13 protein-coding genes and 1 riboswitch are annotated in these 17,373 nt (G+C 76.0%); of the genes, 8 read left to right on the plus strand and 5 right to left on the minus strand.

Annotated features, from left to right (window positions below):
* Positions 1 to 30 precede the first annotated feature (30 nt).
* Complete coding sequence (gene cobN, locus ACIBIW_RS18665) at positions 31 to 3,666, minus strand: cobaltochelatase subunit CobN (protein WP_399337383.1); 3,636 nt, start codon at positions 3,664 to 3,666, stop codon at positions 31 to 33.
* Positions 3,667 to 3,720: 54 nt separating this feature from the next.
* Positions 3,721 to 3,791: riboswitch (cobalamin riboswitch) on the minus strand.
* Positions 3,792 to 4,277: 486 nt separating this feature from the next.
* On the opposite strand from cobN, the gene ACIBIW_RS18670 reads away from it, so the two are divergent.
* A complete protein-coding gene (locus tag ACIBIW_RS18670) occupies positions 4,278 to 5,051 on the plus strand; it encodes a glycosyltransferase family 2 protein (RefSeq protein WP_399337385.1) in 774 nt (257 codons plus the stop codon).
* 121 nt (positions 5,052 to 5,172) lie between these two features.
* Positions 5,173 to 5,583 carry a RidA family protein gene (locus tag ACIBIW_RS18675; RefSeq protein WP_399337387.1) on the plus strand — a complete coding sequence of 137 codons (411 nt, stop codon included), beginning with the start codon at positions 5,173 to 5,175 and terminating at the stop codon, positions 5,581 to 5,583.
* 76 nt (positions 5,584 to 5,659) lie between these two features.
* Here ACIBIW_RS18675 and ACIBIW_RS18680 read toward each other — a convergent pair whose 3' ends face one another.
* The gene (locus ACIBIW_RS18680) at positions 5,660 to 6,622 is read right to left on the minus strand and encodes a zinc-binding dehydrogenase (protein WP_399337389.1); all 963 of its coding nucleotides are present in this window, start codon (positions 6,620 to 6,622) and stop codon (positions 5,660 to 5,662) included.
* Positions 6,623 to 6,840: 218 nt separating this feature from the next.
* On the opposite strand from ACIBIW_RS18680, the gene ACIBIW_RS18685 reads away from it, so the two are divergent.
* The 4 genes from ACIBIW_RS18685 to ACIBIW_RS18700 all read left to right on the plus strand — a co-directional run bounded on the left by ACIBIW_RS18685 (position 6,841) and on the right by ACIBIW_RS18700 (position 11,318).
* Positions 6,841 to 7,473, plus strand: a complete 633-nt coding sequence (locus ACIBIW_RS18685; protein WP_399337391.1) for a TetR/AcrR family transcriptional regulator — start codon at positions 6,841 to 6,843, stop codon at positions 7,471 to 7,473.
* A 244-nt stretch (positions 7,474 to 7,717) separates the two neighbouring features.
* Entirely contained in the window at positions 7,718 to 9,049 is a 1,332-nt protein-coding gene (locus ACIBIW_RS18690) for a hypothetical protein (protein ID WP_399337393.1), read from the plus strand.
* Between the two features lie 62 nt (positions 9,050 to 9,111).
* Entirely contained in the window at positions 9,112 to 9,741 is a 630-nt protein-coding gene (locus ACIBIW_RS18695; RefSeq protein WP_399337623.1) for a precorrin-8X methylmutase, read from the plus strand.
* On the plus strand, positions 9,738 to 11,318 hold the full coding sequence (locus ACIBIW_RS18700; RefSeq protein WP_399337395.1) for a precorrin-2 C(20)-methyltransferase: 1,581 nt from the start codon (positions 9,738 to 9,740) through the stop codon (positions 11,316 to 11,318). Before ACIBIW_RS18695 ends, ACIBIW_RS18700 begins: the two co-directional genes overlap by 4 nt.
* Before the next feature lie 44 nt (positions 11,319 to 11,362).
* Here ACIBIW_RS18700 and ACIBIW_RS18705 read toward each other — a convergent pair whose 3' ends face one another.
* The 3 genes from ACIBIW_RS18705 to ACIBIW_RS18715 form a co-directional block, all read right to left on the minus strand.
* A complete protein-coding gene (locus ACIBIW_RS18705; protein WP_399337397.1) occupies positions 11,363 to 12,127 on the minus strand; it encodes a cobalt-precorrin-6A reductase in 765 nt (254 codons plus the stop codon).
* Positions 12,128 to 12,501: 374 nt separating this feature from the next.
* Entirely contained in the window at positions 12,502 to 13,554 is a 1,053-nt protein-coding gene (locus ACIBIW_RS18710; RefSeq protein ID WP_399337398.1) for an NAD-dependent epimerase/dehydratase family protein, read from the minus strand.
* Between the two features lie 88 nt (positions 13,555 to 13,642).
* Entirely contained in the window at positions 13,643 to 14,053 is a 411-nt protein-coding gene (locus ACIBIW_RS18715) for a winged helix-turn-helix transcriptional regulator (RefSeq protein WP_399337400.1), read from the minus strand.
* A gap of 61 nt (positions 14,054 to 14,114) precedes the next feature.
* Between ACIBIW_RS18715 and ACIBIW_RS18720 the strand changes: the two genes are divergently transcribed.
* Both ACIBIW_RS18720 and ACIBIW_RS18725 read left to right on the plus strand, forming a co-directional pair.
* Entirely contained in the window at positions 14,115 to 14,885 is a 771-nt protein-coding gene (locus ACIBIW_RS18720) for an NAD(P)-dependent oxidoreductase (protein WP_399337402.1), read from the plus strand.
* A gap of 191 nt (positions 14,886 to 15,076) precedes the next feature.
* Positions 15,077 to 17,332 carry a TerD family protein gene (locus tag ACIBIW_RS18725; protein ID WP_399337404.1) on the plus strand — a complete coding sequence of 752 codons (2,256 nt, stop codon included), beginning with the start codon at positions 15,077 to 15,079 and terminating at the stop codon, positions 17,330 to 17,332.
* Positions 17,333 to 17,373 lie beyond the last annotated feature (41 nt).

Genomic DNA, 17,373 nt, shown 5'->3' on the forward strand with positions numbered 1-17,373 from the left:
CCGGGACCGCACCGCCCCAGGTCACGGGGCCTACGCGCCGCCGCCTGCCCCCTCCGTCCCTTCCGTCCCCTCTTCCAAATCGCCCTCCGTCTCAAGGAACGCCTCCCGCAGCGCTTCGAGGACCGCCGGGTCGGGCTTCGCCCACATGCCGCGGGACTCCGCTTCGAGCAGGCGCTCCGCGATGCCGTGCAGCGCCCAGGGGTTGGCCTCCTGGAGGAAGGCGCGGTTGACGGGGTCGAGTACGTAGGTCTCCGTCAGCTTGTCGTACATCCAGTCGGCGACCACGCCGGTGGTGGCGTCGTAGCCGAACAAGTAGTCGACGGTGGCGGCGAGTTCGAAGGCGCCCTTGTAGCCGTGGCGGCGCATCGCCTCGATCCAGCGGGGGTTGACGACCCTGGCCCTGAAGACCCGGGACGTCTCCTCGACCAGGGTGCGGGTGCGCACCGTCTCAGGACGCGTGGAGTCCCCCACGTACGCCTCGGGCGCGGCCCCGGCGAGCGCGCGGACGGCGGCCACCATGCCGCCGTGGTACTGGAAGTAGTCATCGGAGTCCGCGATGTCGTGCTCACGCGTGTCGGTGTTCTTCGCGGCGACCGCGATGCGCCGGTAGGCGGTCTCCATCTCGGCGCGCGCCGGGCGCCCTTCGAGCCCGCGGCCGTACGCGTAGCCGCCCCACACGGTGTACACCTCGGCGAGGTCGGCGTCGGTGCGCCAGTCGCGGGAGTCGATGAGCTGGAGCAGGCCCGCGCCGTACGTGCCGGGCCGTGAGCCGAAGATGCGGGTGGTGGCGCGGCGTTCGTCGGCGCCGCGGGCGATGTCGGCGCGGGTGTGGGCCCGTACGAAGTTGTCGTCGTCGCCCTCGTCGAGGCCCGCGGCGAGCCGTACCGCGTCGTCGAGGAGGTCGGTGGCGGTGGGGAACGCGTCCCGGAAGAAGCCGGAGATCCGCAGCGTCACATCGATCCGCGGGCGGCCCAACTCGTCGAGCGGCACCGGTTCGAGGCCCGTGACACGGCGCGAGGCGTCGTCCCACACCGGGCGCACCCCGAGCAGCGCCAGCGCCTCCGCGATGTCGTCGCCCGCGGTGCGCATCGCGCTTGTGCCCCACAGCGAGAGGCCGACGGAGGTGGGCCAGCTCCCGTGGTCGGCGCGGTAGCGCTCAAGGAGCGAGTCGGCGAGGGCCTGCCCGGTCTCCCAGGCGAGCCTCGACGGTACGGCCTTGGGGTCGACGGAGTAGAAGTTGCGGCCCGTCGGCAGCACGTTGACGAGTCCGCGCAGCGGCGACCCGGAGGGGCCCGCGGGCACGAAGCCACCGGCGAGCGCGTGCAGTACGTGGTCGAGTTCCGCGGTGGTGGCGGCGAGCCTCGGCACCAGTTCGCGGGCGGCGAAGTCCAGCAGGGGCGCGGTGGCCGCGGCGTCCCCGGTGGCGACGGCGGGCACGGCCGCCGGGTCCCAGCCGGCGTCCTCCATGGCCCTGACCAGTTCGGCGGCGCGTGCCTCCGCGGCGTCGGCCGCGGTGCGGGAGGCGGCGGACTCGTCGAGGCCGAGCGCCTCGCGCAGCCCCGGCAGGGCGCGTTCGCCGCCCCAGACCTGGCGGGCGCGCAGCACGGCGAGCACGAGGTTGACGCGGTCGTCGCCGCCCGGCGCGTTGCCGAGCACATGGAGACCGTCGCGGATCTGGGCGTCCTTGATCTCGCAGAGCCAGCCGTCGACATGGAGCAGGAAGTCGTCGAAGCCCTCGTCGTCGGGACGGTCGTCGAGGCCGAGGTCGTGGTCGAGCCTGGCGGCCTGGATCAGCGTCCAGATCTGGGCGCGGATCGCGGGCAGCTTCGCCGGGTCCATGGCGGCGATCTGGGCGTGCTCGTCCATGAGCTGTTCGAGCCGTGCGATGTCGCCGTAGGAGTCGGCGCGCGCCATGGGCGGTACGAGGTGGTCGACGAGGGTGGCGTGCGCGCGCCGCTTGGCCTGGGTGCCCTCGCCCGGGTCGTTGACGAGGAACGGGTAGACGAGCGGGAGGTCGCCGAGGGTGGCGTCGGGCCCGCAGGCGGCGGACATCCCGGCGTTCTTGCCGGGCAGCCACTCCAGGTTGCCGTGCTTGCCGAGGTGGATCAGGGCGTCGGCGCCGAAGCCGCCGTCCTCGCGGGGCGCGGCGATCCACCGGTAGGCGGCGAGGTAGTGGTGCGAGGGCGGCAGGTCGGGGTCGTGGTAGATGGCGATGGGGTTCTCGCCGAAGCCGCGCGGGGGCTGGATGAGGATGAGCAGGTTGCCGTGGCGCAGCGCCGCGAGCACGATGTCGCCCTCGGTGGCGCCCGGGGTGTCGCGGCTGTGGTCGACGAAGAGTTCGCCGGGCGGCGGCCCCCAGTGGCGTTCGACGGACTCGCGCAGCGCGGCGGGCAGGGTGGCGTACCAGCGGCGGTAGTCGGCGGCCGGGACCCGTACCGGGTTGCGGGCCAACTGTTCGTCCGTCAGCCACTCCTGGTCGTGGCCGCCCGCGTCGATGAGCGCGCGGATCAGCTCGTCGCCCTCGCCGGACGCCACCCCGGGCGGGTCCCCGATGTCGTAGCCCTCGGCCCGCAGCCTGCGCAGCAGCGCGACGGCGCTCGCGGGGGTGTCGAGGCCGACCGCGTTGCCGATACGCGAGTGCTTGGTGGGGTACGCGGACAGGACGAGCGCGAGGCGTTTCGCGGACGCCGGTATGTGCCGCAGCCGGGCGTGGCGCACCGCGGTCCCTGCGACCCGCGCGGCGCGCTCGGGGTCGGCCACGTAGGAGGGGAGCCCGTCCTCGTCGATCTCCTTGAACGAGAACGGGACGCTGATGAGCCGCCCGTCGAACTCGGGCACGGCGATCTGGCTCGCGGCGTCCAGCGGCGAGACGCCCTCGTCGCTCGTCTCCCAGGCGGCGCGGGTGCCGGTGAGGCAGAGGGCCTGGATGACCGGCACGTCGAGCGCGGTGAGCGCGCCCGCGTCCCAGGACTCGTCGTCGCCGCCCGCGGAGGCCCCCGCGGGCCTGGTGCCGCCCGCGGCGAGCACGGTGGTGACGATCGCGTCGGCCGCGCCGAGGGCCTCGGTGAGCCCGGGCTCGGGGGTGCGCAGGGAGGCGACGTACAGGGGCAGCGCCCGCCCGCCGGTGTCCTCGACGGCCGTGCACAGCGCCTCCACGAAGGCGGTGTTGCCGCTCATGTGGTGGGCGCGGTAGTAGAGCACCGCGATGGTGGGCCCCGCGCCGTCGCGGGCGTGCGGGCGCGGCAGCGGGCCCCAGGAGGGCGCGGGGGCGGGGGCGTCGAAGCCGTGCCCCGTGAGCAGCACGGTGTCGGAGAGGAAGCGGGCCAGGTGCTCCAGGTTCCCGGGGCCGCCGTGCGCGAGGTAGGCGTGCGCCTCGGCCGCGATGCCGACGGGCACCGTGGAGGCGGCCATGAGCTGGGCGTCGGGGGCCTGTTCCCCGCTGAGCACGACCACGGGCCGCCCGTCGGCGCGCAGCAGGCCGAGCCCGTCCTCCCAGGCGCGCACGCCCCCGAGGAGCCGTACGACGACGAGCGAGACCCCGTCGAGCAGGGCGGGCAGTTCCCCGGTGGTGATCCGGCTGGGGTTCGCGAACCGGTACGGCACCGGGCCATCGGCGGCGCGGGCGCTGAGCAGGTCGGTGTCGGAGGTCGACAGCAGCAGAAGCATGCGTGGGCGTGCCTTCCTCGGGGTGTCCTCGCCCCGGGTGGTCGGACGCGGAAGGAGTTCCTGACTCACCCGGACCCCCGGGCACACAGTGGCGGGACCGCACCGGACTCACACCGGACTTCCTCCCCAGGGGGTGTACGCCCCCCTCAACGCCGACTCACGCCGACAGCCGCCTGGACATCGTAGGAGGTGGGGGGCGCGGGGGGTATGGGGCGTGGGGTATGGGGCGTGGGGTGGCGCCGCTTGGGCGGGGGCGAGCGGGGTCGTGGGGTGCCGGGCCGACGGGGCTGCGGGGCGGGGCCGGCGGGCGGACCGGGCTTGCGGGGCGTGCGGGCGCTTGGAAGAGTGGCGCGCAAGCGCGTTGCTCATCGCGGTGCCGCCGCGTCCTCGGGCAGCGGTGGAGCCGGCCGGGAAAGCGGTTGGACAAGGTGGCGCCGGGCGGCGGTGTGCCGGTCCCCGTGCTCGCGTCGGCACCGGTAGTGCGCGTTGGCCCGGGCGAGCCCCGGGAACCGGAGCGGGCCTGGCGCCCACCGCCCGTACGGGCGGGCCCTCCGGTTCCGCGCGGGATTCGCGACGGGCCGCTTACGCCCTGGATAGAGGAGAGAAACGCCGTGCCCCTGGTCTCTGTCGTGATGCCCGTGTACAACTCGCAAGCCACTCTGGGCGCCGCAGTCCGGTCCGTACTCACGCAGACCCACAGCGACCTGGAGCTTCTGGTCACCGACGACAAGTCCTCCGACGGCTCCATGGACATGCTCACGGAGTTCGCCCGGCAGGACGACCGCGTCCTGCCGCGGTCGGCCCCCGAGCGGGGCGGCGCGGGAAAGGCGCGCAACCTCGCCATCGAGCGGGCCAAGGGGGACTACGTCGCCTTCCTGGACAGTGACGACATGTGGCTGCCCGACAAGCTGGAGCGGCAGACCGCGTTCGCGGCGACGGCCGACGCACCGTTGACGTTCACCTCCTACTACAAGATGGACGCCGACTACGACGGCGAGAGCACCGGCTTCGTCCCGAACGGGCGTGTGGTCCTGGCGCGGGAACGCGTCGACTACCGCGCGATGCTGACCCAGGATCACATCGGCGCGCTGACCGCCATGTACGACCGCAACGCCCTCGGTACGAGGCTGATGCCGGAGATGCCCAAGCGGCAGGACTACGCGCTCTGGCTGTCCATCATGCGCGACGGCCACGCCGCCCGCGGCCTCACGGAACCGCTCGCGGTGTACAGGGCCCACCGCGCGGGATCGCTGTCGTCCAACAAGCTCTCCCTCGTCCCGTACAACTGGTCGCTGTACCGCGAACACGAACGACTGTCGGTCCCCCGCTCGACACGGGCACTGGCGGGAGCCGTCTGGCACTCCCTGCGCAAGTCGCGGATCTAGACCCCGCCCGTTTCTTCGCGGGGCGCGGCGCCCCGTCCCCGCCGCGGCGGAAACGGAGTGCGGGCGGTGGGGCGGCGGAGGCAGGATGGCGCCCGGCCCCGACCGGAAGGAACCCGACGCCATGGCCCGCGCCGTCACCCTCATCCGCTCAGGCGACCTCTCCGACGTCGCCGAGTACGCCTACGCCGCCACGGCCCCGCCGGAGGCCCGGCTGGTCTTCCTCGCGGGGGCGTGCCCGCTCGACGACGACGGCGCGACCGTGGCGCCCGGGGACTACGCGGGCCAGGCCCGCAGGGTGGTCGAGAACATGCGCACCGCCCTCGCCGCCGCCGGGGCGTCGCTCCAGGACGTCATCAGTACGAGGGTGCTGGTCGCCTCGTCCCGCCAGGAGGACCTGGTGACCGCGTGGACGGTGGTGAGGGACGCCTTCGCCGACCACGACGTCCCCAGCACCCTGCTGGGCGTCACCGTCCTCGGCTACGACAACCAACTCGTCGAGGTCGAGGCGGTGGCTGCGGTACTCGACGAGTGAGGGCTCCGGCGGCTGCGGGGGCGGCCGCCGCAGGCGCCGTGCCTCCGCGGGCGCCTCGTCATCAGGTCAGGTCAGGTCAGACCGTCAGGATGATCCGGCCGAAGACCTCGCCGTCGTCCATCTTGCGGTGGGCGAGTGCCGCCTGTGCGAGGGGCAGGGACTCGTGGACCACGGCGCGCAGTTCGCCGCGGGAGGCGGCGTCGAACTGGGCTTCGCGGACCTCGCGGCGTGCGGCCGTCGGCACCGTGTCGGCGCTGAAGGTGGCGAAGGCCAGGGACCTGCGGAAGCGTGCGAGCAGCCGGGCGGCGAAGTCCTCAGGGGGGAAGCCGCCGACCGCGCCGACCACGACGAGGCGGCCGTTCGGGGCCAGCCTGTCGACGAAGGAGGGCAGGCCGGCGCCCGCGACGATGTCGAGGACGACGTCGTACTCCGCCGGGGCGTCCGCGCCGCCCCCGCCCGCGCGGTCGAGTACATGGGTCGCGCCCAGTTCGCGCAGCCGGGCGCCGCGCTCGGGCGACGACGTCGTCACCGCCACCGCGGCCGCCCCCCGCCGGGCGGCGAGCTGTACGGCGGCGTTCCCGATGCTGCCCGCGGCGCCGCGCACGAGCAGCCGCTCGCCCGCCGCGAAGTGGACGTGTTCCAGGCCGAAGTGGGCCACCGTCCCGGAGCTGCCGACCGCGAGCGCCGCGGCCGGTGACAGGCCCACGGGCAGCGGGGAGATCTCCGCCACGTCGGCCACGGCCGACTCCGCGTACCCGCCGCCCAGGCCCGTGAACGCGTACACCCGGCGGCCGAGCCACGAGCCGTCGACCCCGTCGCCGACCGCGGTCACGGCTCCCACCACCTCGCTGCCGAGGACGTGCCCCTCCTCGAAGCCGAAGCCGCCGAGGGTGCCGCGCCGGATCACGGCGTCCACGCCGCCCACGCCGACCGCCTCCACGGCGACCAGCACCTGGCCGGGCCCCGGGGCGGGCGCCGGGACGTCCACGACGGCAAGTCCGCCGGGGTCTCCGAAGGAACGGATCGCGACTGCCTGCACTGTCTTCTCCCACTCTCTGTCCGGTCTCCTGGTCCCGCCGGGGCGCCCTGACGTGGTCGCCGCCCGCGCGCACGGCTCGTACGGGCCGCCGTGGCGAGGCCGCCATCGGCCCTGCCACCTGCGGCGACGCCCGCCGCCCCGGTCACCGCCCGGGGTCCTCTGCCGCCGCTTTTGGACGCTAACGGACGCCCCCGTCCGGTTGCCCTAAAGTGAGAGTGGTGACTGAACGTTTGCCTCACATCCTGCGATCCGACGCGCTGGACAACAGGGACCGCATCCTCACGGCGGCCCGCGCGCTGTTCGCCTCCGAGGGCCTCGGCGTCCCGCTGCGCGAGGTGGCGAGGAAGGCCGGGGTCGGCCCGGCCACCCTGTACCGGCGCTTCCCGACCAAGCAGGCACTGATCGCCGAGACCTTCAGGGACGAGATGGTCGCCTGCCATGTCCTCGTCGACGAGGGGCTCGCGGAACCCGACCCCTGGCGCGGCTTCTGCCACGTCATCGAGCGGCTGTGTGAACTGCACGCGCAGAGCCGGGGCTTCAGCAAGGTCTTCGTGACGGCCTACGCGGACCAGACCGAGCTGGCCGAGGACCGCGGGCAGGCCCTGCACTCAATCTCGGAACTGGCCGGGCGCGCCAAGGAGACCGGGCGGCTGCGGCAGGACTTCGTACTGGACGATCTGATCCTCATGCTCATGGCCAACCGGGGCATCCACGCCGACTCGCCTGCCGCCCAGGTCGCGGCCTCGCGCCGGTTCGCCGCGCTGGTGATCCAGGCGTTCCAGGCCGCCCCCGGCCGCGCGCCGCTGCCGCCGGTGCCGCGGCTCGTGCCCGCCGCCGTGGCGGGGGTCTGACCGACGCGGGGACCGGGGCGCTCAGGAGCGGGGCAGGGGGCCGTGGCGGTCGATGACGCGGCCGGTGCCCGCGGCGGGCCCTCCGTGGCCAGCAGGAGGCTCCCACCGCGCTCCCGACCATCCCTCGCCCAGCGACTCACGCCCGGCGGCTCAAGCCCCGACGGCACACCCCCGCGGCTCACGCCCCCACCCCCGTACGACCACACCCAAGCCCCCTCGAAACCCCACCGGTATGCTCATCCGCATGTCGAACGCCGCCGCGCCCCGCCGCAGTCCGGGGGGCTCCACCGCGCGGCGCGACCCCTCCGACCACGGGGAATCGCCCGTCGGGCGGGTGCGTACCGGCTCCGACTCCTGCCCCGGGGTGCTGCGTCCGCACACCGCCGCCGACGGGCTGCTCGTACGGGTGCGGCTGCCGGGCGGGCGGCTCGACGGCGGGCAGGCCGAGGCGCTCGGCGCCGCGGCCGAACGTTTCGCCGACGGCGCCATCGGCCTCACCTCACGCGGCAACGCGGAGCTGCGCGGCATCGCCGCCGACGCCATGACCGGACTCGCCGCCGCGCTCGACGCGGCGGGCCTGCTGCCCTCGGCGGCGCACGAGCGGATACGCAACGTACTGGCCTCGCCGCTGTCCTGCCTCGACGGCGCCGGTTTCGCGGACGCCCAGGAGTGGGCACGGCGCCTTGACGCCCTGCTGCGCGAGAACGACTGGACGGCCGCGCTCTCCGGGCGCTTCCTCTTCGCGTTCGACGACGGCCGCGGCGACCTCGCCGCCCTCGGCGCCGACCTCACCCTCACCGCGGCCCCTGACGGCACCGCGCTCCTCACCCCCGGCGGCCACCGCGTACCCGCGCGCCTGGCGCCCGAGGCCGCGCTCGCCGCCGCCCGCGCCTTCCTCGAAGCCGCCCGGGACACGGGCGCCTGGCGCATGCGCGAACTCCCCCCGCACCGGCGGCCCGACATCGCGGCGGCGCTGCGGGCGGCGGGCATCGAGCACCCGCAGGCACCCGGACGCGCGCCCGTGACCGGCGCCGCCCCGCACCCCGGCCCCCCGCCCCTCGGCGCGGTCACCGGGCCGGACGGGCGCGTCAGCCTGTCCGTCGCGCCGCGCCTCGGGCGGGTCACCGCCGCCCAGTGGCGCGCCCTGCTCCCCGCCCCTGAACTGCGCCTCACCCCCTGGCGGGGCGTCGTGGTGGCGGGGCCGCCAGGACGCACACCGCACCGCGCCCGCGCCCTGCTCGACACGCTCGCCGTACGACACGGCTTCACCACCTCGGACGACTCGCCCTGGCGCGGCGTCGGCGCCTGCACCGGGCTGCCCGGCTGCGCCAGGGCGCTCGCGGACGTACGGGCCGACGCCGGGCCACGTACCGGGGCGCTCCCCGAGTACTGGTCGGGCTGCGAGCGGCGCTGCGGGCATCCGCACGGCGCCTGGGTCGACCGGGTCGCCACCGGGCCTGGACGCTACCGCGAGACCGTCCACACCCCACCCCCCGACGCCCGCACCACCGGCGCCGCCAGTACCCCCGGCACCGCCAGTACCCCTGGCACCGCCGGCACCCCCGGCACCTCTTGAGCACCCACCGCGGCACCCGCCGCGCGCGGCCACGTAAGACCACCATGAGCGGCACCGACAGGATGAGCAGCGTGTACGAGTACGAGCGGGACGGCGCGGCGATCTACCGCGAGTCCTTTGCCACCATCCGCGCCGAGGCCGACCTCTCCGGCCTGCCCGAGGACGCCGCCCGGGTCGCCGTGCGCATGATCCACGCCTGCGGCATGACCGACCTGGTGGCCGACCTCGCGTACAGCACGGGCGTGGTCGCACGGGCGCGCGCCGCGCTGCGCTCCGGTGCGCCGGTGCTGTGCGATACCCAGATGGTGGCGAGCGGTGTCACCCGGCGGCGGCTGCCCGCGGACAACGACGTCGTGTGCACCCTGGGCGAGCCCGGTGTGCCCGCGCTCGCCCGGCGGCTCGGCACCACCCGGAGCGCCGCCGCGCTCGACCTGTGGGGCGAGCGTCTCGGCGGCGCGGTCATCGCCGTCGGCAACGCGCCCACCGCGCTCTTCCGCCTCCTCGAACTCGTCGCGGACGGCGCGCCGCGGCCCGCCGCGGTCGTCGGGGTCCCGGTCGGCTTCGTCGGCGCGGCCGAGTCGAAGGACGCGCTCGCCGCCTCCGGCCTCGACCACCTGGTGGTACGGGGCAGGCGCGGCGGCAGCGCCATGGCGGCCGCGGCCGTCAACGCGCTCGCGAGCGAGGCGGAATGAGCACCGTAGGGACCCTGTACGGGGTGGGGCTCGGGCCCGGCGACCCGGCGCTGATGACGGTGCGCGCGGTGGAGGTGATCGGCGCCGCCGACGTGGTCGCGTACCACAGCGCCCGGCACGGCAGGTCCATCGCCCGCTCGATCGCGGCCCGCCATCTGCGCCCTGAGCACATCGAGGAGCCGCTGGTCTACCCGGTCACCACCGAGGCCACGGACCATCCGGGCGGCTACCGCGGCGCGCTCGACGAGTTCTACGAGAAGGCCGCGGCCAGGCTCGCCGCGCACCTGGACGCGGGCCGCGACGTGGCGGTGCTCGCCGAGGGCGACCCGCTCTTCTACGGCTCCTACATGCACATGCACAAGCGCCTCGCGGACCGCTACCCCACCGAGGTGGTACCGGGCGTGACCTCGATGAGCGCGGCGGCGGCCCGGCTCGGCACCCCGCTGGTGGAGGGCGACGAGGTGCTGACGGTGCTGCCCGGCACGCTGCCGGAGGACGAGCTGGCGGCGCGGCTCGCGGGCACCGACGCGGCGGTGGTGCTCAAGCTGGGGCGTACGTTCCCGGCGGTGCGCGGCGCGTTCGAGCGCGGCGGCAGGCTGGCCGAGGCGCGGTACGCGGAGCGCGCCACCATGCCGGGCGAGCGCACCGCGCCGCTCGCGGAGGTGGCGGCGGACTCGGTGCCGTACTTCGCGGTGGCACTGCTGCCGGGGCCGCGCGCGGCGGCGCCGGCGGGCGGGGCGCCAGACGTGGCGGAGGCGGGGCGGGAGGACGCGGCGCGGGAGGGCGCCGAGCGGGCGGGCGAGGGTGCGGCGCGGGAGGGTGCGGCGCGGGGTGAGGTCGTGGTCGTGGGGACCGGGCCCGCGGGGCCGCTGTGGCTGACGCCGCAGAGCAGGGCCGCGCTGGCGACGGCCGACGACCTGGTCGGCTACACCACGTATCTCGCGCGCGTCCCGGCACGGCCCGGTCAGGCGCGGCACGGCTCCGACAACCGGGTGGAGGCCGAGCGCGCCGCCTTCGCGCTCGAACTGGCCGCCCGCGGGCGCCGGGTGGCGGTGGTGTCCGGCGGGGACCCGGGGGTGTTCGCGATGGCCACGGCGGTACTCGAAGTGGCGGCGGAGGAGGGCTACCGTCAGGTGCCGGTGCGGGTGCTGCCCGGGGTGACCGCGGCGAACGCCGCCGCCGCCCGCGCGGGGGCGCCGCTCGGGCACGACTACGCGGTGCTGTCGCTCTCGGACCGGCTCAAGCCCTGGGAGGTCATCGCGGAGCGGCTGCGCGCCGCGGCGGCGGCCGACCTGGTGCTCGCGCTGTACAACCCCGGCTCCCGCAGCCGCACTTGGCAGGTGGGCGCGGCCCGCGACCTGCTGCTCGAACTCCGCGACCCCGGCACGCCGGTGGTGGTGGCCAGGGACGTCGGCGGCGCCGGGGAGCGGGTGCGGATCGTACGGCTCGGGGACCTCGACCCCGCCGAGGTCGACATGCGCACCATCCTGCTGGTCGGCTCGTCCCGCAGCCGCACCGTGCACCGCGGCCCCGGGCTCGCGGACGAGGTCGTGTGGACACCGCGGAGTTACCGGTAGCGCCGGGAGGCGGCGAAACCGACGGCCGGTCGAGGCGGGCGGTGCTACGCGGGGCGGGCCCCGGCGCGGCGCAGCCATGCCGCCGCCTCCTCGGGCGTGGCCACCGCCGTGACCCCCGCGGGGGCCGGTGGCCTGGTGACCATCACCACCGGCAGGCCCGCCTCCCGCGCGGCGGTGAGCTTGGGGGCGGTCGCGGTGCCGCCGCTGTCCTTGGTGACCAGGACGTCGACGCGGTGGCCGCGCAGCAGCGCGCGCTCCCCCTCCAGGGTGAAGGGGCCCCGGTCGAGCAGCGTCCGCAGCCGCGCGGGGCGGGGCGTGCCCGGCTCCGGCGGGTCCACGGACCGTACGAGGAACCAGTGGTCGTCGAGCGCGGCGAAGGCGCCGAGGCCGGTGCGGCCGGTGGTGAGCAGCACCCTCCGGCCGAGCGAGGGCAGCAGCGCGGCGGCCTCGGCGAGCCCTGGCACGGGGCGCCAGTCGTCGCCCGGCACCGGCAGCCAGCCGGGGCGGCGCAGCGCCAGCAGGGGGACGTGGGCGAGGGCGGCGGCCCGCGCCGCGTGGGCGCTCATGGTTCCGGCGAAGGGGTGGGTGGCGTCGACGAGCGCGGTCACCGTGTGCGCGCGCAGCCAGTGCGCGAGCCCCGCGGCGCCGCCGAAGCCGCCGACGCGCACCTCGCCGGGCGGCGTCCTGGGCCGCGCGACGCGCCCCGCGAGGGAGCTGGTCACCCGGTAGCCATGGGCGGGGTGCAGCAGCTCGGCGAGGCGGCGGGCCTCGGTGGTGCCGCCGAGGAGCAGGATGTGCGGCTCGGGCACGGCGGTGGTTCTCCATGGGCGGCGGGATGGGGGGCGGGGGGGATGGCGGGAAGGCGGGACGGCGGACGGGCGGCGGCAGGGTGGCCGCACCGCCCAACTCAAGCACACGGGGCCTGCGGCCCGGCCCGGCCACCGGCGCCTGCGCGACGGCGGGGCGGCCGGGCCGCCGGGAGGCGGGGGCAGCCGGGCCGCCGGGCGGCGGGGGCAGCCGGGCGGCGGGGCAACGGCGAAGGCCGCGGGCGACGAAGGCGAGGCGGGCGACGAAGGCGAGTTCGTCACCCCCACCGCAGCTCCGCGCCGCCACCGCAGCCCCGCGCCGCCACCGCAGCTCCCCCCCCACCGCAGCTCTCCACCCCCACCGCAGCTCCCCACCCCTACCGCAGCTCCTCGCGGGCGAAGGCGCGCATGCCGCTCGCGAAGCCGGTCCCCGACTTCCAGCCGAGGTCCGCGCGGGCGCGGGCCGAGTCGGCGGTGATGTGGCGCACGTCGCCGAGCCGGTACTCGCCCGTGACCACGGGGGCAGGGCCGCCATGCGCGACGGCGAGCGCCCCCGCCATCTCCCCCACGGTGTGCGGTTCTCCGCTGCCCGTGTTGTAGACGGCCAGACCCTCGGGCACCCCGCCGCCCGCCGCCGCCTCCAGCGCGAGCACGTTGGCGGCGGCGATGTCGGTGACATGGACGAAGTCGCGCCGCTGGCCGCCGTCCTCGAAGACGCGGGGCGCCTCGCCGCGGGCGAGCGCGGAGCGGAAGAAGGAGGCCACGCCCGCGTAGGGGGTGTCGCGCGGCATACCGGGCCCGTACACGTTGTGGTAGCGCAGCGACACCGCGCGCCCCTGGACGGACCTGGCCCAGGACGCGGTCAGATGCTCCTGCGCCAGCTTGGTGGCGGCGTACACGTTGCGCGGGTCGGTGGGCGCGTCCTCGCCGACGAGCCCGGGCCGCAGCGCCTCGCCGCACCGCGGGCAGCGCGGCTCGAAGCGCCCGGCCGCCAGGTCGTCGGCGGCGCGCGGCCCCGGCCGTACGTCGCCGTGGCGCGGGCAGGCGTAGCGCCCCTCCCCGTAGACGACCATCGAGCCCGCGAGGACCAGCGCGCGTACCGGAGTCGCCGCGAGGACGGCGAGCAGGACGGCGGTGCCGAGGTCGTTGCTCGCGACGTAGTCGGGCGCGTCGGCGAAGTCCTTGCCGAGGCCGACCATGGCGGCCTGGTGGCAGACGGCGTCGACGCCGTCGAGCGCCGCGGCGAGCGCGTCGCGGTCGCGGACGTCGGCGGTGATCCGCGGGACGCCGTCCCGCGGCGGTGGCGGCGCGGCGGGGTGCGCGGAGGCGAGCAGCGCGTCGTAGACGACCGCCTCGTGCCCCTGCCCGGTGAGCGCCCTGACGATCTCGGAGCCGATGAACCCGGCACCGCCGGTGACCAGTACCCGCATGCGCCCACGCTAGGCCGCCGCCCCCGCCCCGGGCCCGGGACGCGGCGGTCCGTCACACCTCCGTAAGCTCCGGCGGGCGGGCGCCCGTTCAGGCGCTGGGTGCGCCGAGGAGCGGCGGGGGGCCGTCGGCCGCGCGGGTCTCGTCGTGTGCGGCGCGGGCGGCGAGCAGCCCCGGCAGGTGCCGCTCGGCCCAGACCCGGGCGGCGCCGATCAGGTCGAGCACGCTGCGGCCGAGCGGCGTCAGCTCGTACTCGACGCGTGGCGGGTTCTCGTCGTACGCGGTGCGGGTGACCATGCCGTCGCGCTCCATGGCGCGCAGGGTGGCGGTCAGCACCTTCGGGGTGACGCCGGCGAGCGGCACCCGCAGCTCGCCGAAGCGGCGCGGGCCCCCTTCGAGGCAGAGCACCACCATGGCGGTCCACCGCCCGCCGATCTGCACGGGCATGGCGCTGCTGGGGCAGGCGGGGTCGAACATCGCGGGGTCGAGGGGTTCCGGCATGCGCCGAGGATACGCCGGTATCGTTGAGGTAATCAGTATCCCGTGGATACCGTACGGCCTCATGACGGAGACCCAGGACCACGAGAGCCCCGCCCACCGCACCGCCCCCGACACCCCACGCCCCGGCGAGCACACCGCGCCCGCCGCGTCCCCCGCCGCCGCGTCCGCCGAGGCGTCGGGCATAGTCGTCTACGGCGCGGGCGGGCGCGCGGGGCGGGCCGTCGTCGCGGAGGCGCGGCGCCGCGGCCACCGGGTGACGGCGGTGGTGCGCTCCACCGAGCGGCACGCGGCCGTGGCCGCGGACGGCGTCGACCTGGTGGAAGGCGACATCACCAGCGCCGACGACGTGGCCCGTACCGCGCGCGGCAGGCTCGCCGCGGTGCACGCGGTCAGCCCGCTGCCGGGGCCCGAGATCGAGCCGTTCGACCCGGAGTTCTTCGTGAAGGCCGCGGACGCCCTGCTGACGGGCCTCGCGCTCGCGGGCGTGCCCCGGCTCGTGGCGGTCGGCATCTTCTCGGCGCTGCCCGGCCCCGACGGCCGCCCGCTGTACGAGGACCCGGCGGCGGTACCGCCCCCGTACGCCCCGTTCGCCGCCGCCCACGACGCGGGCCACACCCACCTCGCCGCGGCGGCAGGCTCCCCGGTGGACTGGCTCACCCTGACACCCCCCGCGGGCCTGAGCCTCGAACTCCCCCGCACCGGCACCTACCTGACGACCCCCGACACCCCACCCTTCACCGCGACCCTCTCCTACGCCGACCTGGCGGTGGCCCTCATCGACGAGTCGGAGAACCCCCGCCACCACAGGACCAGACTGGCGCTCCACGTCTGACCGCCGCCCCGCGGCGCCGAAGGGCCCGCGCCCGCGGCGCCGCGGGGGCCGGACGTTGCCTCATATATCCCTGGAGTACGGGGTTTTGAGCACCAAGGGATACTTGCCCATGTTCTGGCGCTAAGGTTCCACCGACGCACCCCGTACCCCGGTGCGTCACTGCGGTGAGGGGGTGGGGACCGGTGCGCGACATGGCCAAGGGTGCCAACGTGCGGCTGGCCGACCTGAGCGAGAACGCCGGCTCGGTCATGATCGGACTCGGCTGGAAGAGCCCCGCGGGCGACGGCGACGCCGACGTGTCCGTGCTGCTGCTGAACGGGTCGGGGAAGGTCCGCAGCGACGCGGACTTCTGCTTCTACAACAACCCGGTGGCGGCGGAAGGCAGTGTGCAGCTCCTCGGCAAGGCGCCCATCGAGGGCGGGGACGAGGACAGGATCGGCTTCGACCTGACGGCGGTGCCGCCCGACGTCGAACGCATCGTGGTCGCCGCCAGCAGGGACGCAGGGTCCTGCTTCGGCGACCTGGACGACCTGCGGCTGACGCTGCGCGACGGCTCGGGCGAGACACTGCTCGGCTTCGCCATCGACGACGCCGACGAGGTGGGCGCCCTGCTCTTCGGCGAGCTGTACCGGCGGGCGGACGACTGGCGCTTCCGCGCCATCGGCCAGGGCTACGCGAGCGGACTCGCGGGGCTTGCCACCGACTTCGGCGTCGACATCGACGACGACGCCGACGCGGCCGACGAGCCCGGACCCGGGACAGGGCCGGGCGCCGCACCGGACGAATCCGGTACGGAGGCGGAGGCGGAGGCAGGGGTCGGGACAGGGGCGGGAGCGGGTGGCGAAGCCCCCGCCAGCCCGGCAGGACCTCCTGCCGCCGTCGCCGCGCCCGCGCCCAGTGCCGTCGCCGTCCCCGCGCCCGGTGCTGCCGCCCCGTCGGCGACGGCGCCGCACCCCGGCCCCCACACCCCGGTGTCCTCCGGTCCCCCGGCCCCCGCGCCCTCCGTGGCAGCGATCCCGGCCCCGCGGGAAGCCCCGGACGCCGCGCCCGCGCCCGGGACGCCGGAGCCCGGGGCCGCCGACGGGCCGCACGCGCCGGGGGTCGCGGCGCAGCCGCCCGTACCGGCGAGGCAGGTGGCACGCCCCCGTACCGCCCGCAAGAAGATCACGCTGCCGAGGACCCTCAAGAAGTCGCTCGCGGAGAACGAGTCATGGCGGCCCGCCAGGCTGTTCCCCGTCTCCACCCTGAAGAGCGACCGGGAACGGGAGACCAGGGCCACCTCCGTCCTGCTCTCCGTGATGGCGCAGGTGCCGGAGTTCGGGCGGCGGCTGAGCGCCGGGTTCGGCGCCCCCGCGGGCCGGATGGAGACGTTCACCGAGGTGACGCTGCCCCACGGCGACACCCCACGCCGCCCCGACGGGGTGCTCAGGGTGGAGCGCGCGGGCAAGCTGTGGACGGCGCTCGTCGAGACCAAGACCAACGGCAACCCGCTCAGGCGCGACCAGGTGCAGGCGTACCTCGACATCGCCGCGCGCCGCGGCTACGAGGCCGTCATCACCCTCTCCAACGACGTCGCGCTCGACGGCGCCCCGCTGGTCGACGTGAAGACCGACGGCCGCCGCAAGAACAAGGTGTCGCTGTGGCACCTCTCCTGGGCCGAGGTCACCCACCAGGCGCAGACGCTCATCAGGCACGAGGGGGTGGGCAGCCCGGCGCACGCCTGGCTGCTCGGCGAACTGCTCCACTACCTCCAGCACGACAGCTCCGGCTGCCACGGCTTCCAGAACATGGGCCCGTCCTGGGTGCCCGTGCGCAACGGCATCGACGACGAGACGCTCTGCCCGGGGGACCCGCGCGCGGCCGACGTCGTGGAGAGCTGGGAGCGGCTGATCCGGCAGGTCTGCCTGCGGCTCGGCGGCGAACTCGGCCGCAAGGTGCTGCCGGTGCAGCGCGCACGGCGCGGGGTGGCGCCGCAGGAGCGCAGGGCGGCGGTCGCGGACGCGTTCTGCGTCGACGGCAGGCTGGAGGCCGAACTACGGGTGGAGGGCGGCCCCGGCGTGCTCGGCCTCGTCGCGGACCTGCGCACCGGCAAGCTGCGCACCTCAATCGACGTACCGGCGCCCGCGCAGGGCTACCCGCTCAGCTGGGCCAAGCGGCTGCTGCGGCAGCTCGCCGAGGCCCCCGCCGACCTGCATGTGGAGACCCTGATCGAGGGCGCGGAGGGGCGCGGCCCGCGCAGCACGCTCGAACGGCTGCGGCCGGAGCCCGCCGACATGCTGCCACGCGGCGGCGAGCGGATCGCCGGGTTCAGGCTCTCCCTCTTCAAGGGCATGGGCAGCGGTCGCGGCAGCGCCGAGGCCGGCTTCATCCGCAGCGTCGACCACGCCGTCGACCGCTTCTTCGCCGGCGTCGTCACCCACCTGGAACCCGCGGCCCCCCGCCGCTGAGCCCCCCGGCCCCCCCCACCCCCGCCCCGCCTTGTCCGCCC

Source organism: Streptomyces sp. NPDC050560 (assembly GCF_044457285.1).
In the GTDB taxonomy this organism is placed as follows: domain Bacteria; phylum Actinomycetota; class Actinomycetes; order Streptomycetales; family Streptomycetaceae; genus Streptomyces.